This is a genomic window from Alphaproteobacteria bacterium (genome assembly GCA_016124955.1).
Classification (GTDB): Bacteria; Pseudomonadota; Alphaproteobacteria; order UBA9219; family RFNS01; genus RI-461.
In genome coordinates this window covers 235,849-259,183 of sequence record WGMR01000003.1, presented here as the reverse complement: position 1 = coordinate 259,183, position 23,335 = coordinate 235,849, and the positions used below count along the sequence as shown (strand labels likewise).

At 58.4% G+C, this 23,335-nt stretch carries 24 protein-coding genes and 2 tRNA genes; 14 read left to right on the top strand and 12 right to left on the bottom strand.

All coding sequences use genetic code 11. The features are described 5' to 3' along the window. Nucleotides 1–29 precede the first annotated feature (29 nt). Nucleotides 30–680, top strand: coding sequence for a hypothetical protein (locus tag GC131_02145; GenBank protein MBI1272870.1), 651 nt, complete (start codon nucleotides 30–32; stop codon nucleotides 678–680). A 9-nt stretch (nucleotides 681–689) separates the two neighbouring features. On the opposite strand, the gene sucD is transcribed toward GC131_02145, so the two are convergent. The 4 genes from sucD to GC131_02125 all read right to left on the bottom strand — a co-directional run bounded on the left by sucD (nucleotide 690) and on the right by GC131_02125 (nucleotide 5,206). Then, entirely contained in the window at nucleotides 690–1,565 is an 876-nt protein-coding gene (sucD, locus tag GC131_02140) for a succinate--CoA ligase subunit alpha (protein MBI1272869.1), read from the bottom strand. Beyond that, nucleotides 1,565–2,749, bottom strand: coding sequence for an ADP-forming succinate--CoA ligase subunit beta (sucC, locus tag GC131_02135; protein MBI1272868.1), 1,185 nt, complete (start codon nucleotides 2,747–2,749; stop codon nucleotides 1,565–1,567). The genes sucD and sucC overlap by 1 nt, the downstream gene beginning before the upstream one ends. Nucleotides 2,750–2,920: 171 nt before the next feature. Then, nucleotides 2,921–3,883, bottom strand: coding sequence for a malate dehydrogenase (gene mdh / locus GC131_02130; protein ID MBI1272867.1), 963 nt, complete (start codon nucleotides 3,881–3,883; stop codon nucleotides 2,921–2,923). 81 nt (nucleotides 3,884–3,964) lie between these two features. Continuing rightward, complete coding sequence (locus tag GC131_02125) at nucleotides 3,965–5,206, bottom strand: DUF2336 domain-containing protein (protein ID MBI1272866.1); 1,242 nt, start codon at nucleotides 5,204–5,206, stop codon at nucleotides 3,965–3,967. A 56-nt stretch (nucleotides 5,207–5,262) separates the two neighbouring features. On the opposite strand from GC131_02125, the gene GC131_02120 reads away from it, so the two are divergent. Beyond that, the gene (locus GC131_02120) at nucleotides 5,263–5,619 is read left to right on the top strand and encodes a hypothetical protein (GenBank protein MBI1272865.1); all 357 of its coding nucleotides are present in this window, start codon (nucleotides 5,263–5,265) and stop codon (nucleotides 5,617–5,619) included. A gap of 141 nt (nucleotides 5,620–5,760) precedes the next feature. Further along, complete coding sequence (locus tag GC131_02115) at nucleotides 5,761–5,940, top strand: hypothetical protein (protein MBI1272864.1); 180 nt, start codon at nucleotides 5,761–5,763, stop codon at nucleotides 5,938–5,940. Here GC131_02115 and GC131_02110 read toward each other — a convergent pair whose 3' ends face one another. From GC131_02110 to GC131_02100, 3 genes are all read right to left on the bottom strand, one after another. Beyond that, nucleotides 5,941–6,603: a cyclic nucleotide-binding domain-containing protein gene (locus GC131_02110; GenBank protein ID MBI1272863.1), complete on the bottom strand. Its 663-nt coding sequence runs from the start codon at nucleotides 6,601–6,603 to the stop codon at nucleotides 5,941–5,943. 22 nt (nucleotides 6,604–6,625) lie between these two features. Next, on the bottom strand, nucleotides 6,626–7,471 hold the full coding sequence (locus tag GC131_02105) for a hypothetical protein (protein ID MBI1272862.1): 846 nt from the start codon (nucleotides 7,469–7,471) through the stop codon (nucleotides 6,626–6,628). A 146-nt stretch (nucleotides 7,472–7,617) separates the two neighbouring features. Then, nucleotides 7,618–7,809, bottom strand: coding sequence for a hypothetical protein (locus GC131_02100; protein ID MBI1272861.1), 192 nt, complete (start codon nucleotides 7,807–7,809; stop codon nucleotides 7,618–7,620). Nucleotides 7,810–8,032: 223 nt separating this feature from the next. On the opposite strand from GC131_02100, the gene GC131_02095 reads away from it, so the two are divergent. Beyond that, complete coding sequence (locus tag GC131_02095; GenBank protein ID MBI1272860.1) at nucleotides 8,033–9,082, top strand: NAD(P)-binding protein; 1,050 nt, start codon at nucleotides 8,033–8,035, stop codon at nucleotides 9,080–9,082. A gap of 39 nt (nucleotides 9,083–9,121) precedes the next feature. Beyond that, nucleotides 9,122–9,436: a 2Fe-2S iron-sulfur cluster binding domain-containing protein gene (locus GC131_02090; protein MBI1272859.1), complete on the top strand. Its 315-nt coding sequence runs from the start codon at nucleotides 9,122–9,124 to the stop codon at nucleotides 9,434–9,436. On the opposite strand, the gene recG is transcribed toward GC131_02090, so the two are convergent. After that, nucleotides 9,437–11,518, bottom strand: coding sequence for an ATP-dependent DNA helicase RecG (gene recG / locus GC131_02085; protein ID MBI1272858.1), 2,082 nt, complete (start codon nucleotides 11,516–11,518; stop codon nucleotides 9,437–9,439). Nucleotides 11,519–11,558: 40 nt separating this feature from the next. Beyond that, the gene (locus GC131_02080) at nucleotides 11,559–11,765 is read right to left on the bottom strand and encodes a hypothetical protein (GenBank protein ID MBI1272857.1); all 207 of its coding nucleotides are present in this window, start codon (nucleotides 11,763–11,765) and stop codon (nucleotides 11,559–11,561) included. Between the two features lie 65 nt (nucleotides 11,766–11,830). On the opposite strand from GC131_02080, the gene GC131_02075 reads away from it, so the two are divergent. From GC131_02075 to GC131_02065, 3 genes are all read left to right on the top strand, one after another. Next, on the top strand, nucleotides 11,831–12,094 hold the full coding sequence (locus GC131_02075; protein MBI1272856.1) for a succinate dehydrogenase assembly factor 2: 264 nt from the start codon (nucleotides 11,831–11,833) through the stop codon (nucleotides 12,092–12,094). Continuing rightward, entirely contained in the window at nucleotides 12,094–15,582 is a 3,489-nt protein-coding gene (mfd, locus tag GC131_02070) for a transcription-repair coupling factor (GenBank protein MBI1272855.1), read from the top strand. The genes GC131_02075 and mfd overlap by 1 nt, the downstream gene beginning before the upstream one ends. An 86-nt stretch (nucleotides 15,583–15,668) precedes the next feature. Beyond that, nucleotides 15,669–16,052, top strand: coding sequence for a hypothetical protein (locus GC131_02065; GenBank protein ID MBI1272854.1), 384 nt, complete (start codon nucleotides 15,669–15,671; stop codon nucleotides 16,050–16,052). Here the strand turns inward: GC131_02065 and GC131_02060 are convergent. Further along, entirely contained in the window at nucleotides 16,049–16,354 is a 306-nt protein-coding gene (locus tag GC131_02060; protein MBI1272853.1) for a hypothetical protein, read from the bottom strand. The genes GC131_02065 and GC131_02060 overlap by 4 nt on opposite strands. Nucleotides 16,355–16,412: 58 nt before the next feature. Further along, nucleotides 16,413–17,825 (bottom strand): type I glutamate--ammonia ligase, encoded by a 1,413-nt coding sequence (glnA, locus tag GC131_02055; protein ID MBI1272852.1) that lies wholly within the window; start codon nucleotides 17,823–17,825, stop codon nucleotides 16,413–16,415. A 226-nt stretch (nucleotides 17,826–18,051) separates the two neighbouring features. Between glnA and GC131_02050 the strand changes: the two genes are divergently transcribed. The 6 genes from GC131_02050 to clpP all read left to right on the top strand — a co-directional run bounded on the left by GC131_02050 (nucleotide 18,052) and on the right by clpP (nucleotide 22,448). Beyond that, a tRNA-His gene (locus tag GC131_02050) sits at nucleotides 18,052–18,127 on the top strand. Between the two features lie 135 nt (nucleotides 18,128–18,262). After that, the gene (locus GC131_02045; GenBank protein ID MBI1272851.1) at nucleotides 18,263–19,720 is read left to right on the top strand and encodes an NAD(P)H-hydrate dehydratase; all 1,458 of its coding nucleotides are present in this window, start codon (nucleotides 18,263–18,265) and stop codon (nucleotides 19,718–19,720) included. 147 nt (nucleotides 19,721–19,867) lie between these two features. Beyond that, the gene (locus GC131_02040) at nucleotides 19,868–20,110 is read left to right on the top strand and encodes a hypothetical protein (protein MBI1272850.1); all 243 of its coding nucleotides are present in this window, start codon (nucleotides 19,868–19,870) and stop codon (nucleotides 20,108–20,110) included. Nucleotides 20,111–20,208: 98 nt separating this feature from the next. Then, nucleotides 20,209–20,294, top strand: a tRNA-Leu gene (locus tag GC131_02035). Nucleotides 20,295–20,367: 73 nt separating this feature from the next. Beyond that, the gene (locus GC131_02030) at nucleotides 20,368–21,753 is read left to right on the top strand and encodes a trigger factor (GenBank protein ID MBI1272849.1); all 1,386 of its coding nucleotides are present in this window, start codon (nucleotides 20,368–20,370) and stop codon (nucleotides 21,751–21,753) included. A gap of 47 nt (nucleotides 21,754–21,800) precedes the next feature. Next, entirely contained in the window at nucleotides 21,801–22,448 is a 648-nt protein-coding gene (gene clpP / locus GC131_02025) for an ATP-dependent Clp endopeptidase proteolytic subunit ClpP (protein MBI1272848.1), read from the top strand. Nucleotides 22,449–22,452: 4 nt separating this feature from the next. On the opposite strand, the gene GC131_02020 is transcribed toward clpP, so the two are convergent. Further along, the gene (locus GC131_02020) at nucleotides 22,453–23,304 is read right to left on the bottom strand and encodes a PIG-L family deacetylase (protein MBI1272847.1); all 852 of its coding nucleotides are present in this window, start codon (nucleotides 23,302–23,304) and stop codon (nucleotides 22,453–22,455) included. Nucleotides 23,305–23,335 lie beyond the last annotated feature (31 nt).

Genomic DNA, 23,335 nt, shown 5'->3' with positions numbered 1-23,335 from the left:
ATTCACACCAAGCCAAAAAGCGAATTTGCATGCCTTATTTGATGGATACGCCGCGAGCCTCTGCGGGGCATAAGGATATTCTGGATGGCGGTTCGGTGCGGAGCGTTCCCGCGGCTGGCCTTTCTGGCAATAAGGTCAGGGCAGGCGATGTTGTTCAGGGCGTGACCATTGCCGCCAAGAAACTGGCGCCCACCGCGCATTTCTCACAAACATCGGGCCAGTTGAGGCCGCTAGAATTCGGGCATGTTGGGCCACGGAGCACGCCGGTCGGGGATTTTGCCGTGCTTGATCTATCGACATTACGTGCCGGGGAAGAAAACGTTCTCGCGCATTTCATCGACGGAATGCGCGCATACTGCAAAAGAACGGGCGCGATCGCGCTACCCAGGGAAACAACCGCTGCAACCAGATTTGGCTTGTCAAACACAACCTTTAGAATATTGAACGGTCTCGGGGTGTTGGGGAATACCGAATACAAGAGGCGCTTCAGCGAGGGCTTTGTTGATCGCTTCGACAGCGGCGAACTTTCACAATGGAGCAGCCAGTATTTCGCCGCCCGGCAAGCCATGATGGGCAGGGAATACCATGTGGACACGCCGCCCGCGCCGGGCGAACGGCTGTGGAAAGGTACATCGCTTGTGCGCCGCAAGACGGCACCTGCGAACGGGTTTGGCGAATAAGGCGGTATTTTAGGCCGCGAATGCCTTTTGCATGGTCGTGCCCAGCGCTGCGGGGCTATCGGCAACCTTGAAGCCGGCGGAACGCATGGCGTCCATCTTATCGCCTGCCGTGCCCTTGCCGCCTGAAATAATCGCGCCCGCATGGCCCATGCGGCGGCCCGGAGGCGCCGTGACGCCGGCGATAAAGCCGACGATGGGTTTCTTCTTCTTGCTGAGCTTGAAGAATTCAGCCGCTTCTTCTTCGGCGCTACCGCCGATTTCACCGATCATGATGATGCCCTGCGTTTCATCGTCCGCCAGGAACAGTTCCAGCGCGTCGATGAAGTTGGTGCCGTTGACGGGATCGCCGCCGATACCGATGCAGGTCGATTGACCAAGGCCCGCCGCCGTGGTTTGCGCCACCGCTTCGTAGGTGAGTGTACCGGAGCGGGAAACGATACCGATCTTGCCGCGCTTGTGGATGTGGCCGGGCATGATGCCGATCTTGCATTCGCCGGGGGTGATGACGCCGGGGCAGTTCGGGCCGATCAGGCGGCTTTTGGATGCCGTCAGTGCGCGCTTGACCGTCACCATATCGATTACCGGGATGCCTTCCGTGATGCAAACGATCAGCGGGATTTCGGCATCCACCGCTTCAAGAATTGCGTCGGCCGCGAAGGGCGGCGGAACGTAGATTACGCTCGCGTTGGCGCCCGTAACATGTACGGCTTCCGCCACGGTATCGAACACGGGCAGATCGAGATGCTTGGTGCCGCCCTTGGAAGGGGTGACGCCGCCGACCATGCCGGTGCCGTAGGCGATCGCCTGTTCGGAATGGAAAGTGCCCTGCGAGCCTGTGAAGCCCTGACAGATGACTTTGGTGCTTTTGTTGACGAGGACGGCCATTATGCAGCCTCCTTCTTGATGGCTTTCACGGCTTTTTCAGCCGCATCGGCGAGGTTGTCGGCGGAAACAATGGGAAGGCCGGATTCGGCGAGGATTTTTTTGCCGAGATCGACGTTGGTGCCTTCAAGCCGCACGACCAGCGGCACATGCAGGCTGACTTCCTTCGCGGCGGCAACGATGCCTTCCGCGATCACGTCGCAGCGCATGATGCCACCGAAGATGTTCACGAGGATGCCTTCAACGTTTTTATCGGACAAAATGATCTTGAAGGCCGCGGTGACGCGTTCCTTGGTTGCACCGCCCCCGACATCGAGGAAGTTGGCGGGTTCGCCGCCATACAGCTTGATGATGTCCATCGTGGCCATCGCGAGGCCTGCGCCGTTGACCATGCAGCCGATGCTGCCATCGAGCTTGACGTAATTAAGCGCGTGGCGGCTGGCTTCGACCTCAGCCGGATCTTCTTCCGACTCGTCGCGCATTTCTTCCACATTTTTGTGACGGAAGAGAGCGTTGTCATCGAACACCATCTTGGCATCCAGCGCGATGACATCGTCATCGGCGCTGATAACCAGCGGGTTGATTTCGACGATCGAGCAATCGAGGCTGGTGAAGGCCTTGTACATCGCTTGCATAAAGGTAACGGCCTTGTTGAGCTGCTTGCCCTGCAAACCGAGACCGAATGCGACCTTGCGTGCATGGAATGGCTGAAGGCCGGAAACGGGATCTATGGCGATCTTCAGGATTTTTTCAGGGTGGGTTTTCGCAACCTCCTCGATCTCCATACCGCCCTCGGTTGAGGCCATGACGGTGATGCGGCTCGTGGCGCGGTCCACCAGCATGCCGAGGTAAAGTTCGCGGGCGATCGCGCAACCCTGTTCAATATAGACGCGCTTGACCTCCTGCCCTTCGGGGCCGGTCTGGTGCGTGATCAGTTTCATGCCGATCATGCGCTTGGCTTCCGTCTGCACTTCATCCAGCGTCTTGACGACTTTGACGCCGCCGCCCTTGCCGCGGCCGCCTGCGTGAATCTGGGATTTTACCACCCACACCTTGGTGCCGGTTTCGGACGCCAGTTTCTTGGCGGCATCGACGGCTTCGGCGGCGGTATAGGCGACGATGCCTTCAGGCACCGTGACGCCAAATTTCTTCATAAGGCTTTTGGCCTGATATTCATGAATATTCATGTTTTACCTTGGTTATTGAGCAGCGAATCCCGGCTTTGTGCACCGCCGAAAAACCGGACTTTGGTAGCCCCTTTTGGCAAGGAGGGCAAGGGGAGGGGTTTTATACCCGGCCTAAAACCATTGGGCTTGCCATCTGCCTTTGGTGCGATCAGCAGCACTCCGGAAGAACGGCTAGGCCGCCTTGGCGAGAATGGGTTTCGCGGCATCCATCAATTCGGTCACGGCCTTGACCGATTTATCGAACATCGCCTTTTCGTCGGCGTTCAATTGCATTTCGACAATCTTCTCAACGCCGCCTGCGCCCAGTACCACGGGCACGCCGACATAAAGATCCTTCACGCCATACTGGCCGCTGAGAAACGCGGCGCAAGGCAGGATGCGTTTCTGGTCTTTCAGGTAGCTTTCCGCCATGGCGATAGCCGACGCCGCGGGGGCATAGAAGGCCGAGCCGGTCTTGAGCAGCTTCACGATTTCGGCGCCGCCGTCGCGCGTGCGCTGCACGATGCTGTCGATGCGTTCTTGCGTCGTCCAGCCCATTTTCACGAGATCGGGAAGCGGAATGCCGCCGACTGTGGAATAACGCACCATCGGCACCATCGTATCGCCGTGGCCACCAAGCACGCAGGCATACACATCTTCGACCGACACGTTGAATTCCATCGCAAGGAAGGTGCGGAAGCGCGAACCATCAAGCACGCCCGCCATACCCACAACTTTTTTGGGATTAAAGCCGGTCACTTGCTGCATCACCCACACCATGACATCGAGCGGGTTGGTGACGACGATCACGAATGCGTTCGGCGCGTGCTTTTTGATATTCTCGCCGACCGATTTAATGATGCCGGTGTTGATGCCGATCAAATCGTCGCGGCTCATGCCCGGTTTGCGCGGCACGCCCGCGGTCACGATCACGACATCCGCGCCCTTGAGCTGGCTGTAATCGGTGCCGCCGGTTATCGTAGCGTTATAGGTTTCCGCCGGGCCCGCCTGCGCGAGATCAAGCGCCTTGCCGTCGGGGATACCTTCGGCGACATCAACGAGCGCGACATCACCAAGTTCCTTTTGCGCGGCAAGCAGGGCGAGCGTGCCGCCGATCTGGCCGGCACCGACGAGGGCAATTTTACGACGCGACATGGCAGACTCCGTTGTGAAAAACAGATGCCAGTTGATTATCCCGAATACGGCATAAAGGCAAGTTTGGCGGGAAAGCGGGCCTTAAGCCTTGGCGCCGAAAAATTCGAGCTGCCAGATCATTTCAACCTCGGTCAGCGGGTATTGCGTGCCGCCGCGCGCGTTCAGCAGCTTGTTGGCGGGCACGTTGCCCATGCGCGATTGCAGTTGAATGGCGCAACGCATGGAGAGCCCGGCGCGCCACGCCAGCGCCGTGATGCCGCGCGGGCTTTGGGATTTGAAAATGTCGCGGATGATTTCCGGCTTTACGGCAGAAAGGCATGCAAGGCCGGCGACCACGAATTCCTCTTCGTTCCATGACATGCCGTCGCTGATTTGCGTTTCATCGAGCGCGCCTGCAAGAAACATGCGCCGCGCACGCGTGTTGCCGCTTTCGCCTTCCTTCGCCATTTCGACCCAGCCAATGCGCCTGCGCACGACCTCGATGATATCCTGCGCCGTGCCGGCATCGTAATCGCGCCGCTGGCGGAGCGCGAGCAGTACGTTTTCCTCGACAAATTCCACCATGCGCATCGCAAGCCTTGGCGGCAGTTTCGGGCGCCGCGCCAATGGTTCCTGCAACGTTTTGCTGCCGGCCGATTGTTCGACCAAGCGGGACAGGGATGGTTCGGAGATCACGGCGCCGCTGTTATCGAGCAGCGTGACGATGGCTTTTTCGTTGCCGTTGGTGATGATCGCGTCGCTGACCTTTTCAGAAAGCTTGGGGCGCTGTGCGATTTCTTCCTGCTGCCAGCCATCGGGCCGCCCGGCAATGATGGCAACGAGATCGTCATCCGATAGCGCAAGGCAATAACGTAAAATAGGCTGTGCAACTTCGCGCACGATATCCTCCGCCAGTTTGCGCGCAACATGTGCCGGGGTCATCGCCACATCCTTCAGGCTGCTCGCCAGCGCCTGGCGGACGTTGGATGCCTTATCGATTGCCAGCAGTTCGAGCACATGCGTTGCCAGCGCTTCGGCATGTGTAATGCCGGCCTGCGCCAGTTTGGGCACGAGGCTTGCGGCGCGGGCCGCGAGCGCGGTGCGCACATTTTCTTCCTTGTCGAGCGCGAGCAGAACCTGCGCCTTGACCGGCGCTGCCGGGTTTTCCGCCACATGCTTGCGTACCGACGCATCGGCATCGTCGGCGAGGACAAGAAGCATATCCGGCTGTGTGGCGGTATCGCACGCGAGCTTTTGCCGCGTTGCAACATCGTCAGGCTTGTTCACGGGTTTTGGCATAACCAACAAAGTTCCGTTATTAATACTTCCTGCATTGCTGATCATATCATCAATTGCTAAAATATCGTTTCTGCTCTTTTTCCCCACATCAGGAGTATTCCATGACCAGACTAGCAATGTTCGCCGTCGCGCTTTCACTGATTGCAGCTCCGGCCTTTGCCGCCGCGACCGGCCAGCAAGCAACGCCGTTTAAACCGAGTGCGCAAAATTCAGCCGCTGCAGCGGCGATCGCAACGCCGCAGCTCGCCCGCGAAGAAGCCGCGCCGCAAACGGAAGAAGCCACCGAGCAGGCTGCGGAAGCGGCCGAACAAGGCGGGCAAGCAGCCGGACAGGCGCAGCAGCAAGCGCAGGAAGGGGCCGTGACGATCACCGACAAGGCTCAGGAAGCCGTGGCGACAGCGCAGCAGAAAGCCCGCGCGGCCAAGCCAACGGCACCTGCAACCCAGCCGCAAGAATAAGCGCAAAACATAACGCGATTAAACCCGGCGGCGTACCCGCCGGGTTTTTTCTTGCGTGAATTTCATGCGTCTGTGTGCGCAATATTCAGGCATTGTTGACCGCCGGAGGCGAGTATTGGCGGCGGACAACAAGGAAACGCCATGCGCCAGGAATCAATCGAAAACTATAAATACGAAAAGCCGGGGGAGGATGAAATCCTTCTTCGTATGGCGGAGCGGATAACGCGCCTCGCGCTCGCGATCGACGATGCAGCGGTCAGGATACGCGCGATGCTTGATGAAGCGCATATGGCAAAAAGACAGAGACGGAAAAAAGAATAATCAGTCTTCTTCGTTCAGCGTCGTTTGCAGACCGGCGGTATTCAGTATAGCAACCTTGTTTCCGTCAATCTTTACGAACCCCTGTTTAACGAAGCCGTTGAGGATGCGCGCAAGCGTCTCACGGGTTACGCCGAGATGACCGGCCCATTCCACGCGGCTGGGCAGATTTATGGTTTGGCTTTTCTGGTTTGCGGACAGGGTAAGAAGTTCGGCGGCAATCCGCTGGCGGGCCGGCAATGTTGTGAGATTCGTAAGGCGCCTGGTTTCCGTGCGCAGTAAACCCACTACCAGCTTCATAAAAATCCGGCCGATCGGCGGGTTTTCCAACACAAGGTTGAAGAAATCCGGCCCGGATATTTTCGCTAGCTCCGTATCGCCTACGGCCAGCATGGTGGCCGTGCGGGACTCACCGCTTATGGCGGAATAGTAGCCGAAGCAATCCCCCACGTGGCGTATGCGAAAATAGGTCATGCTGCCGTCCGGGCCGTAATTCACGGATTTTGTTGCCCCGCGCAGGATAAAATAAACATCCGTGGTCTTGTCGCCATTTTCAAAGATGCTTTGGCCGTCGGTCAGAACGATCGATTGCAGTTTGCCGATAAACTGCCCCTGCTTTTCGGCAGGCCAGGAGGCGAGAAGGGATATCTGGGGATACGCAGCCATGACGTCGTGTGATTTAGGAAAACTATAATTTGTTTTTCGGCGCTTCCCCCTTTTGTGTCAACGGCGGCCGTTTTGGCACGAGAATATTTTTGGCAATGATGCTGTTGCCCCAGAAGGCCCCGAAATGCTGAATAACGCCGGGGATGTTGAAGCGCAGCAGGTTATCGGCCGCAAGCAGCAATGACCCGGCGGCGGAACCCACCCGGCCGTAACCGATGCTTTTCGTCGAATCCCTGCTGAACACGCTGTTGAATCCTTGCAGCAGAATTGAGGTTGCAAGAATTGTGATGCCGGCCAGCGCGGCGGGGCTTGTCATGGCCATAATAATGTTGCCGGTTGAAAAGAGTGCGGTGCCAAGCAAGCCGATGGCTGACCAAAGTGGCGGGAAGCTAAGCAGACGCATAGGGAAATCGATGGCTACCCGGCGCACGCCGCCGGTTTCTTGTGCGGCGCCCTTGAAAACCGCGGTGTAGGGGTTTGCAAAAAATGGTTTGCACTTTTCGCTAGCCGACAGACCCTGCAAAATATTGCCGCCGCCGAACCACGCAGCCGCCCATGTCGCGCATTTCAGTTTAAACATGATGGCGGCGGGCAAAAGCGGATTGCCCAATATGGCCATAGCGAAAAGGCCTGCGGTAGCAAGCATCAGCGCGCCCGTGATCATGAGCGCATAGTGATTTTTGCCCGGCGCACGTTCCTTGATCGCAATGCCGGCAAGCAGCGTTGCCACAGCGAGGGCGGGAATGGCGATGCTAAGTGTGCCAAGGCCCCAGAATGCGGCGTGTCCGAAGGTTGCTATGTTGGCGGCGGCAAATACGATGCCGGGGTCGGTGACATATGATCTGGCCCTGCGCCATAAACTTTGCATGAATATATTGCCCATATAAATTTTGGCTGAGCGTGTTCAGCCGGAAATGCGGGCAAATTAAGCGAGGCGTTTGGAAAATTCTGTGATGAATGTCACAAGGGGAAGGGAACGCGGCGGGAAGGGAACGCGGCGGGAAGGGAACGCGGCTACTTTTTTCGTTCCTTGTTCATCACATATATAAGCTTTTTGATGGCGGTTTCCTGCAGAAGCTTTTTGCTGGCACTGGCCGGGCCCTGGATGCAAACCTCGGTGCCTGTGGCCGGATCAATGGCCGACACTTTCATGATCCTGCCGACTTTCTTGAACTCGATCAGGATTTCGAATGATTTCTGGTTCATGTATCCACACCCTTGCGGCCATGAATATAGCAAAGCATGCTGGCTGGCCTAGCGGGATTTCTATCAACTGTGTAATAAGAGAAGGCTTGTATCTGTATGGAATAGTTGGCAATTAGGCCAATTGAAGCGATGCGGGCGGTTTGCCGTACCTCCGGGCCGCAGGCTTGAAGTATGGCCGTAAACCGGCTAATACCTGCGGTCTTTAGCAGCAAAAGTTAACGGAATGACTGAAACAAACACACCGCTTACCACTGACGTCATCATCATCGGCGCAGGCCCCGTCGGCCTTTTTGCCGTGTTCGAGCTTGGCCTCAATGATATGAAGTGCCATCTGGTCGATATCCTTGACCGCCCCGGCGGCCAGTGCGCCGAGCTGTACCCGGAAAAGCCGATTTACGACATTCCCGCGATCCCGGTTTGCACGGGGCAGGAGCTGACAGACAGGCTGATGGAACAGATCAAGCCCTTCGGCCCCACTTTCCATTTCGGCCAGATGGCCGAGAGCCTGGGCAAGACGCCGGAAGGCAAATGGCGCCTGACGACGGATGCCGGCACCGTGCTGGAAGCGCCCATCGTTGTGGTTGCGGCCGGGGGCGGCAGTTTTGTTCCCAAGAAGCCGCCGATCAAGGGTATCGAGGCTTACGAGGGTCAATCGGTTTTCTATTCGGTCCGCAAGATGGATCAGTTCCGCGGCAAGGATTTGCTGATCGCGGGCGGCGGCGATTCCGCGCTCGATTGGGTTTTGAACCTGCAGCCGCTGGCGAAAAGCATTACGCTTGTCCATCGCCGCGACGATTTCCGCGCCGCTCCGGATTCGGTTTCCAAGATGCGTGCGCTTGTGGCCGAAGGCAAAATGCAGCTCAAGATCGCACAAATCCTCGGGCTCGAAGGCGAAGGCGGGCAGCTTAGCGGGGTGACGCTGAAGAACGACGCGGGCGAAACCAGCGTTTACCCGTGCGAAAACATGCTGGCTTTCTATGGCCTGACCATGAAGCTCGGCCCGGTTGCCAACTTCGGCCTCAATCTGCATGAAAACCTGATTCCCGTGGATACGGCGGCATTCGAAAGTTCAACCCCGACGATCTTTGCCATCGGCGATATCAACGGCTATCCGGGCAAGATGAAGCTTATTCTTTCCGGTTTCCATGAAGCGGCGCTGATGGCGAAGAAGGCGTTCGCCTACGTCCATCCGGACCGCAAATACCGTTTCCAGTACACGACATCTTCCAGCGATCTGCAGAACAAGCTGGGCGTGGCGGACGCTGCGGAATAACATCAACAACAAGAAAGAACGGCAACCCAGGTGATCGACATGCGTATTTTTGTGACCGATATGGAAGGCAAGGAACACGAGATGCCCGCCACAGGCGACTGGACGGTGATGGAGATCATCCGCGAAGGCGGCATCCCCATTCTTGCGCAGTGCGGCGGTTCGTGCGCGTGCGCGACTTGCCACGTCTATGTCGATCAGGAATGGAAAGACAAGATTCCCGAGCGCACCGAGGAAGAGGTGGGCATGCTTGACGGCGCATTCGAAGTGACCGAGGATTCGCGCCTTGCCTGCCAGATCGTTTTTAACGACAAGCTGGATGGCCTTAAGGTCAAGCTCGCGCCCGGTTCGCTCTGATCAGCTGCGGAACAGCCGCACTGCCGTATCCTTGTTAAACAGGTAAAGCAGCGTACGCAGCGCCTGCCCGCGCTTCGACATCAAATTCGGGTCTTTCGATAAAATCAGCTTGGCGTCATCGCGGGCGGTGAGCAGCAAATCACCGTGCACGCCGAGGTCCGCGAGCCGGAAATCCGGTGTTCCGCTCTGGCGTGTACCAAGCAGCTCGCCTGCGCCGCGCAAACGTAAATCCTCCTCGGCGATCCGGAAGCCATCTTCGGTTTCGCGCAAAAGCTTGAGCCGTTGCCGCGACATTCCGCCCAAAGGGCCCTGATATAAAAGCAGGCAGGTGGATTGCCCGGCGCCGCGCCCGACGCGCCCGCGTAGCTGGTGCATCTGCGCAAGGCCGAAGCGTTCAGCATGTTCTACCACCATCAGCGTGGCGTTCGGCACATCGACGCCGACCTCGATCACCGTGGTGGCGGCGAGCACGGCGATCTCGCCGCGCGCGAATTTTTCCATTACCGTATCTTTTTGCGCCGTTGGCATCTGGCCGTGCACGAGCCCGACCTTGGTTGCCCCCAGTTTTTCCTTAAGCAATTCGGCGCGCTCGGTTGCGGCGGCAAGGTCGCTGCTTTCGCTGCCCGTGACCAGCGGGCAAACCCAATAAGCCTGCGCGCCCGCATTCATCTGTCGCTTGAGACCGTCTATGACTTCTTCCAGTCGTTGAATATCGATCGTGCGCGTATCGATAGGGTGACGGCCGGGCGGTTTTTCATCGAGCCGGGAAACATCCATGTCGCCATAAGCGGTCAGCGCCAGCGTGCGCGGGATCGGCGTCGCGGTCATCGCCAGGATATCAACGCCCTTGCCCTTGTCTGCGAGTTGGAGCCGTTGCTGCACCCCGAAGCGGTGCTGTTCGTCGATTACAGCGAGGCCGAGGTCTTTGAACGCGACATCTTGCTGAATGAGCGCGTGCGTGCCCACCACAAGCGGGAGTGTGCCGTTTGCAAGCCCGGCCAGAACCGGCGCACGATCCTTGCCGCGCCCCTTGCCGACAAGCAGGCCTATTTCAAGCCCGACCGGTGTGAGCAGTTTGCGAAGATTGTCATGATGTTGCTTGGCCAGAATTTCGGTGGGCGCGAGCAGGGCGGCTTGTGTGCCAGCCTCAACCGCCTGCAGCATGGCCATAAGTGCAACCACGGTTTTGCCGCTGCCCACATCGCCCTGCAGCAAGCGCAGCATGCGTCCCTTGGCGGCCATATCGCTCGATATTTCCTTGCAGGTGCGTTTTTGCGCGCCCGTAAGCTTGTAGGGCAGGCTTTCGGCCAGCTTCACAACCAGCGCACCGTTGCCCTGCAATGCCCGCCCGTTGATGGCGCGGTGATGATCGCGGATCACCGCAAGCGCGAGCTGATCTGCCAGCAATTCGTCGTACGCCAACCGCATGCGCCAAGGCTGTGTGAGCGCGAGATCATCCGGGTGCTGTGGCCGGTGCAGCCGGGTGACGGCGCTTTTCCAGTCCGGCCATTTTTCACGCTTCAGGTGATTTTCATCGAGCCATTCGGGCAGCGCCGGAAGTTTCACGAGCGCGCCTTCGGCCAGCTTGCGCATCAGCTTTAGCGAAAGCCCTTCGCTCAGCGGGTAAACGGGTTCGAGCAGCGGGATTTTATCGATCTGCGCGGCGGGGACGGCGTAATCCGGGTGGCTGATTTGCAGCTCATTACGGAACCGTTCAAGCCGCCCGCTGACGGCCATTTTTTTGCCAACCGGGTAGTTGCGCTCAAGCCAATCGCCCTTCGCGTGGAAAAAGGTGAGCGCGACTTCGCCGGTATCGTCGGCGCAAATAACGCGGGCCGGCGTGCGCGGTTGCGGCGGCTTGCGATGGCTTTTGACCGTAACGACAAGCGTGGCGACCCTGCCGGCTTCCGCCGCCGCGATCGTGGGGCGGTAGGTGCGGTCGATCAGACCCGCGGGCGCGTGCCACAACAGATCGGCCACATGCGGACCGCACAGTTTTTCGACCAGCGGCGCGAGCCGCAGGCCAATGCCGGGCAGCGTTTTAATGGCGGCGAAAAGCGGGTATAAAATCTGTGGGCGCACGGTCTGCCTTGATGCAGGTAAGACGCATGCAGTATAAGCGCTATGCCGTTTTGGTGGCCAGTTTCTTTGCCAATCTTTTGGCGCTCATAAAGTACAAGCCCGTGACGATAAGGAGCGGAAAGCTGATATACTGAAGTACGGCCAACCCGTATGACCAAGCGTGGATGGGCGTGTAGATGTAGGCGACGTTGTATAAGGCTGCGGCGATATGAATGTTGCGTGCGATGCGGCGTGTTAGATAATGCATAGGGGCATCCGTTTGGTCTGGGTCTTAATCTCAAGATGATAATAATTATCACTATTAGGTAGGCTATGGCAAGTGATCTGAAAGAACGCCGTGAACGCTTGCGTTTCCGCAGCTGGCACCGGGGCACAAAGGAAATGGACCTGATTCTCGGCACCTTCGCCGATTTGCATATTCATACGCTGTCGGAACGGCAGCTCGATGAATATGAAGAACTTTTACTGGAAAGCGACCCGGATCTTTACAACTGGTATGCCGGGCGCGAAAGCGCGCCGCCTGAAAAGAACGGCACGGTGATGAAGCTATTGCTCGGCCACAAGGTGGCGGCCTGATGTTCGCGTACGGCTTCGATATCGCCGCGTCAGGGCGGACGCTGCTGGCCGGCTGCCCTGCTGGTCACGATGCGCGCGTGCTGGCCGAGCTGGCACAGAAGGCGCGCGGACGCGGGCTTTTGCATATCGCGATCGATGACATACGCGCGGCCGCGCTCGCGGATCTTGTCGGTTTCTTCGCGCCCGATCTTGCGGTGCTGCCGTTCCCGGCCTGGGATTGCCTGCCTTATGACAGAATATCCCCGAACGCTTCCATCGTTGCGCAGCGCATAGCCACGCTTGGCGCGCTTGCGGGCGGCATTGATAAGCCGCACATTATTCTCACCACCGTCAATGCGGTGATGCAGAAAATACCCGGCCCGGAATTTGCCCGCGAAGCGCGGCTTGATATCCATACCGGCGGGCGGCTTGAGCAGGCCGGTCTTTTGGCCTATCTGGCAGCCAACGGCTACAACCGCAGCGATACGGTGCGCGAGCCGGGTGAATTCGCGGTGCGCGGCGATATCATTGATTTATTTCCGCCGGGCACGGAACAGGCGATGCGCATTGATCTGTTCGGCGACGAGATCGAGGCGATCCGCACTTTCGACCCCATGACGCAAATTACGGAAGCGAAGATTGATGGGTTTGCGCTCCAGCCCATGGCGGAAGTGCAGCTAAACGACCAGTCCGTGCATCGCTTCCGCAGCGGCTACCGTGCGCTGTTCGGCGCCATCAATGACGATGACCCGCTGTACGAAGCGGTGACGGAGCGCCGCAAATTTCCAGGCATGGAGCATTGGCTTCCGCTTTTCTATCCTTCGCTTTCCAGCCTGTTCGATTACGCACCGGAAGCGCCCGTGATGCTGGATTGGCAGGCTGACCAGGCGCTGGCAGCCCGCATGGCGCAGGCGGAAGATTTTTACCAGGCGCGTACGAGCCTTTTGCAGGCTGCGCGCAAGGGCAAGCGCGGGCAGGGCGGCGTCTATAAACCGGTTCCGCCTGCTTCGATGTATCTTTCGCTGGCGCAGATCGATGAAGCAGTGGCGCCGCGTGCGGCGGGCCAGCTTTCGCCCTTTGCGGCGACCGAGGAAAAAACCGGTGTGATCGATGTGCAAGGGCATCGCGGGCGGGATTTTGCCGATATCAGGGCGCAGAAGAATGCCGACCTTACAGCCGCGTTGATGACGCATTGCGCCGAACACCATAATGCCGGCCGCCGCACCGCGCTTGCCTGCTACAGCAAAGGCGCGCGGGAACGGCTCATACTTATGGCAAAAGAAAGAGGCGTACAAAGCATCGCGGTGGCCGAAAGCTATGACGCGTTGCGCCGGCTTGGCGCGGGCGTAACGGGCGCGATCATTCTGGGACTTGAGCACGGTTTCGTGGCACCCGACCTTGCGGTAATCAGCGAGCAGGATCTGCTTGGTGACCGCATGGTGCGTGCGGTGCGCAAGAAAAAACTTTCGGATCAGTTCCGGATCGAACTTGGCGCGCTTAACCCGGGCGATTTCGTTGTTCATGCCGAACACGGCATTGGCCGCTATGAAGGGCTTGAAGCCATAAGCGTGGCCGGTGCCGCGCATGATTGCCTCAAACTGATTTACGACGGTGGCGACAAGCTGTTCGTGCCGGTCGAGAATATAGACATTCTTTCCCGCTATGGTTCGGAAGAAGCCGGGGCAAACCTCGACCGGCTCGGGGGCGTCGGCTGGCAGCAGCGCAAGGCGCGGGTCAAGAAGCGGCTTAAGGATATGGCGGACGCATTGATCAAGATCGCCGCCGAGCGGGCGCTGAAGACCGCCGAAAAAATCGATATCACCGGCGGTATCTATCATGAATTCGCGGCCCGTTTCCCTTATGCGGAAACCGAAGATCAAGCGCGCGCGATCGAAGATGTCGCGCAGGACCTGGCGGCTGGCAAGGCGATGGACAGGCTGGTGTGCGGTGATGTCGGTTTCGGCAAGACCGAAGTAGCTCTGCGTGCCGCCTTTATCGCCGCGCAGGCCGGGTTGCAGGTGGCGGTGGTGGTGCCGACCACGTTGCTGGCACGCCAGCATTTCCAGAATTTTACGCAGCGCTTTGCCGGTTTCCCGATCAGGATCGAACAGCTTTCGCGCTTCGTTAGCGCCAAGGATGCCGACCGCACAAGGCAGGAACTGAAGGACGGCAAGGTCGATATCGTCATCGGCACGCACGCGCTTCTGGGCAAGGAAGTGGGTTTTCGACGGCTTGGGTTGCTTATCATCGACGAAGAACAACACTTTGGTGTGAAGCAGAAGGAGCGGTTGAAGGAAATTCGCGCTGACGTGCATGTGCTGACGCTCACGGCGACGCCCATCCCGCGCACGCTGCAACTGGCGCTGGCGGGCGTACGGGAGCTAAGCCTGATTACCACGCCGCCGGTTGACAGGCTGGCGGTGCGGACCTTTGTGCTGCCCTTCGACCCGATGGTGATACGCGAAGCGATCATGCGTGAACATTTCCGCGGCGGGCAAAGTTTTTATGTGTGCCCGCGCATACAAGACCTTGCGGATGTGCAAAAGCAGCTTGGGGAACTGGTGCCGGAGGCGCGCATGTGCGTGGCGCACGGCCGGATGCCGGCTCAGCAGCTTGAGGATATTATGGAAGCCTTCGATGTGGGCAAGTTCGATATTCTGCTTTCGACCAACATTATCGAATCCGGGCTGGATATACCGAACGCGAACACGCTGATCATCCACCGGGCCGATATGTTCGGCCTGTCGCAGCTTTACCAGCTGCGCGGGCGCGTTGGCCGCGCCAAGCAGCGCGCTTACGCCTATTTCACCTATGCGCCCGACGCGATACTCACGCAAACGGCGCAGCAGCGGCTTGAGGTTATCCAGACGCTCGATCAACTTGGCGCGGGCTTCCAGCTCGCGAGCCACGATATGGATATTCGCGGAGCAGGCAATTTGCTGGGCGAGGAACAATCCGGGCATATCCGCGAGGTTGGCGTGGAGCTTTATCAGCAAATGCTGGAAGAGGCGGTGGCCGCTGCGCGCGAAGGCGGCGTGGACGCGCCGGAGGCTGACACGGGCTGGACGCCACAGATTAACCTCGGGATTCCCGTGCTGATCCCTGAAACCTATGTGACGGATCTTAACGTCCGGCTTGGGCTCTATCGCCGCCTAGCCGGATTGATCGAGGAACAGGAGATCGATGCCTTCGCGGCCGAGCTGGTGGACCGTTTCGGCAAGTTGCCGGATGAGGTTGAGAACTTGTTGCAAGTTATTAAAGTCAAACATGTTTGCAAGCAGGCCGGGATCGATAAAATCGATGTGGGCCCCAAAGGCGCGGTCATTTCCTTCCACAACAATGTGTTCGGGAAACCCGAAAGGCTGGTCGATTGGCTGCAACGGCAAAGCGGCGCGGCAAAGCTGCGGCCTGATCAGAAACTTGTGCTGATCCGCGCCTGGCACGATGCCGAAGAGCGGCTGAACGGGATCAAGAAATCGCTGTCGCAATTGGCCGAACTTGCCGCCTGAACAAGAAAATCCGCGATATTAATGAATTTTGGCAATTTACCGATTACCGTATAAGCTGTTTTAGGCCGCGCAACAGGGAGTCGCCTATGAGCGAGGAATATGTCGTCGAAAAGATCAAGGCCGCGCTGGAAACCGCGGAAGGCAACCGCATTGAGGCGCAGCGCCTTCTGATCGCGCAGGCCGTGCGGGACCATGCCCTTCTGTTGGGCCTTGCCAAGCCGCATTTGAAAGCGATTGCGACCCATGCCGTCGAGTTCGTTGCCCGCACGGGCGGCGAGATGCCGACGGCCGAGGAAAAGCCACATGAAAGCAGCGGCTCGCTCAACAAAATTCTTAGCCAGGTGGGGCTGCGCGTAAAGGCGGGCGAGGGCAAGGAAGGCCCGCAGGTCCAGCTTTCGGAACATAACCCCGAGCGGCAGGCTTCCACGTGGGATACCATTGCCGGGGCGTTCCGGCGCAAGAAGCATTAATTCTTGCCTTCGCTCACTTCCGGTTTCACGAAAGCACAAAGATCGTAGCGGCAGCGGATGTGGATCGCGCTTGCGGTTTTGCTGGTTTCGTCGCGCGCCTTGGGCAAATTGCATTCAACCCGGTACGTAACCTCGGCATTGTCACCGACCTTCTGGTTGAATACCTCGATCTTTTTTGGCGTGCAGTTATTCTCGATCGCGACATAGCGCACATCGGCCGTGCTTGCGGCGTGCGCTTCGGTCAGCGCGCCAGCGGCAAGCAGCAGCGAGAGCATGAAAAAAATGGCAGCTATGCGAACCATAGCTGCCATTCTATTCAAGGGGTGGTTAAGAAGGCGTTACCCTTCTAACCCGCCGGAATTACGACGAATAGTACATATCATATTCAACCGGGTGCGGGGTCATGCGGAAGCGATCCCATTCTTCCTTCTTGAGAAGGAGGTAGGATTCGATCATGTCCTCGCTGAAGACCTTGCCTGCCGTCAGGAAGTCGTGGTCGTTTTCGAGCGCATCAATGGCTTCCTTGAGCGAACCGGCAACCGTCGGAACCTTCGCCAGCTTGTCCGGCGGCAGTTCATATAGGTTTTCGTCGATCGGCTTGCCAGGGTGGATCTTCTTTTTGATCCCGTCGATACCCGCCATCAGCATGGCCGCGTAGGCCAGATAGGGGTTGGCGAGCGGATCGGGGAAGCGGGCTTCCATGCGCTTGCCGTTCGGGCTGCTCACATGCGGGATGCGGCAGCTGGCCGAGCGGTTGCGCGACGAATAGGCCAGAAGCACGGGCGCTTCATAGCCGGGGACCAGGCGCTTGTAGCTGTTGGTCGTCGGGTTGGTGATCGCGTTGATCGCCTTGGCGTGCTTGATGATGCCGCCGATGTAGTACAGGGCGGTATCGGACAGGCCGGCATAGCCCGAACCTGCGAAGGCGGGCTTGCCCTTCTTCCAGATCGATTGATGTACGTGCATGCCCGAGCCGTTATCGCCAAACACCGGCTTCGGCATGAAGGTCGCGGTTTTGCCGAAAGCGGCGGCAACCTGCTGGATGCAGTACTTGTAGATCTGCATGTTGTCGCCGCACTTGGTGACGGTGCTGAACTTGATGCCCAGCTCGTGCTGCGAAGCGGCCACTTCATGGTGGTGCTTTTCGATCTCGACGCCCATTGCCTTGATGGCTTCGAGCATCTCTGTGCGCATATCCTGTGCGCTATCGACCGGGGGAACCGGGAAATAGCCGCCCTTCACGCGCGGACGGTGGGCGAGGTTGCCTTCCGGATATTCCTTGCCGCTGGTGTAGGGGCCTTCGTTGGAATCCAGCTTGTAGAAGGTGTGGTTCGGCGTCACGGCGAAGCGCACATCGTCGAACACGAAGAATTCCGCTTCGGGGCCGAAATAGGCGGTGTCGCCGATGCCCGAAGATTTCAGATAGGCTTCCGCCTTCTTGGCGATCGAGCGCGGGCAGCGCACATAGGGCTTACCGGTTGCAGGTTCAAGCACGTCGCAGAAAATAGCGACAGTCGGCTGGGCGAAGAACGGGTCAACCACCGCACTTTCCAGATCGGGCATCAAGGTCATATCGGATTCATTGATGGCCTTCCAGCCGGCGATCGAGGAGCCGTCAAACATGACGCCGTCTTCAAAATCACCTTTGCTCTTGAGCATGCAAACATTCATGGTCAGATGCTGCATCTTGCCGCGCGGATCGGTGAAGCGCAGGTCTATGTACTGGGCGTCATTGGCCTTGATAAGTTCTGCTACCTTTTTGTAGTCGGACATAGGGGGGGCCTCTGTTGGCGTTGGTTAACGGAAATAGGGTATTACCAGAGCAACGGGTTCGTTGCGAGGGGGATTAATTCCACTTATTGGAGGCCTTGACAAGTTTGCCGTGTGAAATAATATCAAGGATTAGTCATTCGTGTCTGTATTGCATGACAGACTTGACCAGATCAAGGCCCGGCGGCATAAACCCCGGGCTTTTTTGTTTTTGCCACCCTGGATTATGGCGGCCGTAGCTCAGTTGGTAGAGCCCTCGGTTGTGATCCGAGTTGTCGCGGGTTCAAGTCCCGTCGGTCGCCCCATTCAGGTTTTATCTTGCCCCGCGCCCTGCGGGTCCGTAATCGGAATTGCTTTAACTGTTTTTTCTGATAACTAACGGACCTTCGCTTGAGATGATTCACGCCGAACCACTGAACGCCGGGACCTGGGCAAAATACATGCTGATGACATGCGCTGAAACTGCACGCGCCGATGACGCCACCATACAATCCGGAACTGCGGGCATCGTTTTGATGCAACGGGCCGGCACGGCCGTCGCCGACGTGATCCGGGAGCGGTATTCGCCGCGCGCCACGGTTGTGCTGTGTGGTCCCGGGCATAATGGCGGCGATGGTTTTATTGTGGCCGAAGAATTGCGGGAATCCGGCTGGCCTGTTTGCGTGGCCTGCTTCGACAGCAGCTACAAGATTACCGGCGATGCCGGAATCGCTTTTACCCGTTGGCATGGCCGGACGATTGCACCCGAAGACATCGATTGGACAGGCACGCAGCTTTTCATAGACGGGCTTTTCGGCACCGGGCTGAACAGGCCGGTTGGCGCGCCATACCGCGAGCTGATTATGGCGCTGAACCAGAATAAAAAGGCCGTGGTCGCGATCGATATCCCGAGCGGTGTGCAGGGCGATACCGGCAAGGCCATGGGCATGGCCGTGCGTGCGGGGCTTACCGTTACCTTTACCAGCAAGAAGCCGGGGCATTTGCTTTTGCCCGGCAGGGACCTGTGCGGCGAGGTGCTGGTCAGCGATATCGGTGTTGACGAAAACTGTATCGAGGAAATTGCGCCGCGCGCGGCCGAGAATAAGCCCGGCCTGTGGCAGCAATGGCTGCATGAACCGCAGGCTGACGAACACAAATACGATCACGGCCATGTTTTGATCTTCGGGGGGCCGATGACCGGGGCCGCACGGCTTGCCGCAAGGGCGGCGCAGCGCAGCGGGGCAGGGCTTGTGACGATCGCGGCGCCGGAAAGTGCCGCCGCTACCTATGCGGCCAACCTTGAAAGCGTCATCGTGCAACCGATGGTATCGGATGGTGGCTGGAAGCTGGCGCTTGAAGATGACCGCAAGAACGCTTTGCTGATCGGGCCGGGCGCGGGTGTTGGCGCCGCGACACGGAATTTTGTATTGCAGGCACTGGCGACGCGCAGGCCCTGCGTGCTTGATGCCGATGCGCTGACAAGCTTTGCCGCCAAACCGCAGGAGCTTTTTGCGGCCTTGCACGAAGATTGCGTGCTGACTCCGCATGACGGGGAGTTCGGGCGTCTGTTCGCCCGTTTGATCGACCCGGATCAGGACAAGCTTTTGCGGGCGCGCTCAGCCGCCCGTATGGCTGGGTGTACCGTGCTTTTAAAAGGTTCAGATACCGTTATTGCCGCACCTACGGGTATGGCAGTTATTAACAGTAATGCTCCGCCATGGCTGGCCGTTGCAGGCGCAGGGGATGTTTTGGCCGGGATTATCGTCGGCCTGCTCGCACAGAAAGTTCCTGCTTTTGCAGCGGCTTGCGCAGCATGCTGGCTGCATGGCGCTGCGGCGCGCCACCATAAGCCAGGCATGATTGCAGAAGATATTATTAAAACTGTACCGGATGCGAAAAGGTCTTGTCAGGCCGGATAAGGCATCTTATCGTAGCTGCATCCCACGCGGGTAAACCTTTGCTTAGCCATTTTGCGTTATCTTTGGCTTACGAGGAATACCCCCTTTTCAATACGATAGCCCCGGATCCTCACAAGCCGGGCGAATTGAAAAAAACGAAGGTGCAGCATGACACAAGCAATGCAGCAACAGCCGCAGAATAACGTTCAGGTCGGCGCGACCTATTGCAGCAGCCGTGGCCCGCAAAAAGAGCGCGTATGCGTGCTTAGCGTCCACAGCGACCGGCAGGGCATACCCCATGTGCGTTATGAGCTTTCGGTTCAGCGGTGTGGCAGCACGCCGTCGGTGGAGCAGCGTACTTTGGCGCTGGCCAGCTTCCGTGCGCGCTATAACGACCGTAACCGCGTATAAGACCCCTAATACGCCCTAAATCGGCTTAATCCTAAAAAGATTGGCTTTTCTGCCGCTTGCGCGTAAAAAGCCGCAGGACGCCATGCCTTTGGCTGTCTGCGGGCGTGGCGGAATTGGTAGACGCGCTGGATTTAGGTTCCAGTGGCCCTGTGCCGTAGGGGTTCAAGTCCCTTCGCCCGCACCAGAAAACATGCTATGCGCCAGCAGCGTATGCCGGGGCTATTAACATTTGCGATTAAGAAAGCGGGTTACGGATCATGCAAGTCAAGGAAGTTTCCTCTGAAGGCCTCGTGCGGGAATTTAAGGTCACCGTCAGCTATCAGGAAATCGAAAAGAACATGGCATCGCGGCTGGAAGAAATCGGCCGCACCGTGTCCATGCCGGGCTTTCGCCCGGGCAAGATCCCGCTGCCGGTGCTGCAGAAGCGCTATGGCGACAGCGTAAAGAGCGAAGTCATTGAAAAGACCGTCAACGATACGTCCGAGCGCGCGATCACCGAGCGCAGCCTGCGCATCGCGCTTGAACCCAAGATCGAACTGGTTGCGTCCGAACCCGGCAAGGACCTCGAATACAATATGAAGGTCGAAGTGCTGCCGGAAATCAAGCCGGTGGACTTCAAGGGCGTCAAGCTGGAACGCATGACGGCCGAGGTAGCAGACAAGGAAGTCGAGGATGCGATCCTGCGTATTGCCAAGACCATGCGCGGCCCCGAATTCGTGAAAGATGACCGCAAGGCCGTCATGGGCGATGTGCTTGTCATCGATTTCGAAGGCGAAGCGGATGGCACCGCCTATCCCGGCATGAAGAGCGCCAACCACCGGCTCGAGCTCGGCTCCAAGAGCTTTATCGGCAATTTCGAGGAACAGTTGGTTGGTTCCAGGAAGGGCGACAAGAAGGAAGTGAAGGTCGGCTTTCCCGACGATTATCACGCCGCCGATCTTGCGGGGAAAAAAGCCGTCTTTCAGGTAACCGTGAAAGACCTGATGGAATTTGGCGCCATTGCAATCGACGACGAGCTGGCCAAGGAGCTGGGCGCCGAAAATGCGGCCGACATGCGCGAGCGCGTGAAGGAACAGATTGGCAAGGATTACCAGCAGATCGCGCGCACATTGATGAAGCGCGACCTGATGGACCAGTTGGCCGATCAGCACGATTTCGAAGTGCCGCAGGGCATGATCGAGGCTGAATTCGCTAGCATCTGGCGCCGTGTGGAAATGGAACGCAAGCGCGGCGGTCCGATGGCGGCCGAAGACAAGGGCAAGAGCGACGACGAGCTGAAGGACGATTACCGCGATATCGCGGAACGGCGCGTCCGGCTTGGGCTGTTGCTTGCCGAAGTCGGGAAGCAGAACAATTTGAAGGTCAACGAACAGGAAATGCGCGAAGCGCTTTTGAACGAGGCGCGCAGTCATCCGGGCAAGGAAAAGGAAGTCTTTGACTTCTATACCCAGACCCCGGGCGCGCTCGATCGTTTGCAGGCGCCTGTGCTCGAAGAGAAGGTGGTCGATTACATCTTCGCGCTCGCCAACATCACCGACCGCAAGGTTACGGGCAAGGAACTGATGGAAGCGCCCGAAAAGACCGACAGTGCCGACAAGGCCAAGAAAACCAAGCGGCCCGCTGCAAAGGCTGGCAAGAAGTAAAAAAACCGCTAGAGTGGTGAATCAGAACCGCAACAGGAGCCTTGACCATGCCACAGTTTGAACGCGATCCGCTTGAAACATACGCCACCTTGATCCCGATGGTGATCGAGCAGACGGCGCGCGGCGAACGCTCGTTCGATATCTATTCGCGCCTTCTGAAGGAGCGCATCATCTTCCTCGTCGGCCCGGTGGACGACCATATGTCGAGCGTGATCTGCGCCCAGCTTTTGTTCCTTGAATCGGAAAATCCTTCCAAGGAAATTTCGCTTTACGTCAATTCGCCGGGCGGCGTCGTAACGTCCGGCATGGCGATGTATGACACCATGCAATATATCAAATCGCCGGTTTCGACGGTGTGCATCGGGCAGGCTTGCTCGATGGGCTCGTTGCTTCTGGCGGCGGGCGAAAAGGGCAAGCGCTTTGCGCTGCCCAACAGCCGCATCATGATCCACCAGCCTTCCGGCGGTGCGCAGGGCCAAGCTTCGGACATCGAAATTCAGGCACGCGAAATCATCAAGCTGCGTGCGCGCTTGAATGAAATTTATGTCAAGCACACCGGGCAGGATATCAAGAAGATCGAAACCGCCGTGGACCGCGACAAGTTTATGTCGGCGGCCGAAGCCAAGGAATTCGGCCTGGTTGACGAGGTGGTGGACAAGCGCCCGGGCGGCGAGGAAAAGGCCAAGGCCGCTTAATCCGTTAGTCCGCGAACAGTTCTGAAATCTTTTCGCCAGCCGTAATCACGCGCTGCTGCATGCCGGTGGAAAGTCTGCCATGTTGCCAGCGTGCGATGGTGTGCAACATGCCGAAGGCGAAATCCGGCGCGGTATCGCCGTAGCCGCCGACGGTTTCCGCGCCGCGCCGCACATTATCCGCAAACCATGGCAGCAGGCGCAGATGATACGGGTTGCGGCTTATTTCCCCGGCATGGCAGCTCAGCGCCGTTAAAAGCTGAGCGGCGTCATCTTCGCTGATTTCCGACAGAAGGGTCGGGGCCGCCTGCGGGTACCAGAATTCGGTTAGCGCCAGATGGGCATCGAAATCACCAGGCATGGCAGCAAGCGCATCCATTACCAGAAAGTGGGTTCCCGTATGTGCGGGGTGCAGATCGTCGGCATGCGGGAAAATGACGACGCGCGGCGTATAGGCCGCCAGCAGGGTGCGCACCGTTTTTGTCATCGCGAGCCAGCTTTCCGGGTTCGCGGTGCGTTCGGATATTTTAATATTGGCGAAGCCGCCGGGCACCGGTTCGCGCAGCCCGAATTGCAACACCCCGCAGGCCGCTTCCAGTTCGCGCCGCCGCGTCTCGTGGCGTTTTATATCGCTGCCAAGGGTAACGGCGATGTTGATCACTTGCCAGCCGGTTTCTCTCTTCAGGCGCAGCGCAAGACCGCCGTTGATGGATTCGTCGTCCGGGTGTGGGGAAAAGAGCAGGATGCTCGGATGTTCCAGTGAAATCTCAGGGGGGTTCTGCGGTGCCGAAGGCGGCGGGAGAGATTCCCGCAACAAGCCGCTGAATGTGCCCACGAATTTCTGTTGTTCTGCGCCCATGCCGCATTATGCGGCGCGGGTGTGATTCTTG

Bases quoted from the DNA above. Each gene is read 5' to 3' on its own strand.
- GC131_02145 (MBI1272870.1), top strand. From the start codon at position 30: ATGCCTTATTTGATGGATACGCCGCGAGCCTCTGCGGGGCATAAGGAT.
- sucD (MBI1272869.1), bottom strand. From the start codon at position 1,565: ATGGCCGTCCTCGTCAACAAAAGCACCAAAGTCATCTGTCAGGGCTTC.
- sucC (MBI1272868.1), bottom strand. From the start codon at position 2,749: ATGAATATTCATGAATATCAGGCCAAAAGCCTTATGAAGAAATTTGGC.
- mdh (MBI1272867.1), bottom strand. From the start codon at position 3,883: ATGTCGCGTCGTAAAATTGCCCTCGTCGGTGCCGGCCAGATCGGCGGC.
- GC131_02125 (MBI1272866.1), bottom strand. From the start codon at position 5,206: ATGATCAGCAATGCAGGAAGTATTAATAACGGAACTTTGTTGGTTATG.
- GC131_02120 (MBI1272865.1), top strand. From the start codon at position 5,263: ATGACCAGACTAGCAATGTTCGCCGTCGCGCTTTCACTGATTGCAGCT.
- GC131_02115 (MBI1272864.1), top strand. From the start codon at position 5,761: ATGCGCCAGGAATCAATCGAAAACTATAAATACGAAAAGCCGGGGGAG.
- GC131_02110 (MBI1272863.1), bottom strand. From the start codon at position 6,603: ATGGCTGCGTATCCCCAGATATCCCTTCTCGCCTCCTGGCCTGCCGAA.
- GC131_02105 (MBI1272862.1), bottom strand. From the start codon at position 7,471: ATGCAAAGTTTATGGCGCAGGGCCAGATCATATGTCACCGACCCCGGC.
- GC131_02100 (MBI1272861.1), bottom strand. From the start codon at position 7,809: ATGAACCAGAAATCATTCGAAATCCTGATCGAGTTCAAGAAAGTCGGC.
- GC131_02095 (MBI1272860.1), top strand. From the start codon at position 8,033: ATGACTGAAACAAACACACCGCTTACCACTGACGTCATCATCATCGGC.
- GC131_02090 (MBI1272859.1), top strand. From the start codon at position 9,122: ATGCGTATTTTTGTGACCGATATGGAAGGCAAGGAACACGAGATGCCC.
- GC131_02080 (MBI1272857.1), bottom strand. From the start codon at position 11,765: ATGCATTATCTAACACGCCGCATCGCACGCAACATTCATATCGCCGCA.
- GC131_02075 (MBI1272856.1), top strand. From the start codon at position 11,831: ATGGCAAGTGATCTGAAAGAACGCCGTGAACGCTTGCGTTTCCGCAGC.
- mfd (MBI1272855.1), top strand. From the start codon at position 12,094: ATGTTCGCGTACGGCTTCGATATCGCCGCGTCAGGGCGGACGCTGCTG.
- GC131_02065 (MBI1272854.1), top strand. From the start codon at position 15,669: ATGAGCGAGGAATATGTCGTCGAAAAGATCAAGGCCGCGCTGGAAACC.
- GC131_02060 (MBI1272853.1), bottom strand. From the start codon at position 16,354: ATGGTTCGCATAGCTGCCATTTTTTTCATGCTCTCGCTGCTGCTTGCC.
- glnA (MBI1272852.1), bottom strand. From the start codon at position 17,825: ATGTCCGACTACAAAAAGGTAGCAGAACTTATCAAGGCCAATGACGCC.
- GC131_02045 (MBI1272851.1), top strand. From the start codon at position 18,263: ATGCTGATGACATGCGCTGAAACTGCACGCGCCGATGACGCCACCATA.
- GC131_02040 (MBI1272850.1), top strand. From the start codon at position 19,868: ATGACACAAGCAATGCAGCAACAGCCGCAGAATAACGTTCAGGTCGGC.
- GC131_02030 (MBI1272849.1), top strand. From the start codon at position 20,368: ATGCAAGTCAAGGAAGTTTCCTCTGAAGGCCTCGTGCGGGAATTTAAG.
- clpP (MBI1272848.1), top strand. From the start codon at position 21,801: ATGCCACAGTTTGAACGCGATCCGCTTGAAACATACGCCACCTTGATC.
- GC131_02020 (MBI1272847.1), bottom strand. From the start codon at position 23,304: ATGGGCGCAGAACAACAGAAATTCGTGGGCACATTCAGCGGCTTGTTG.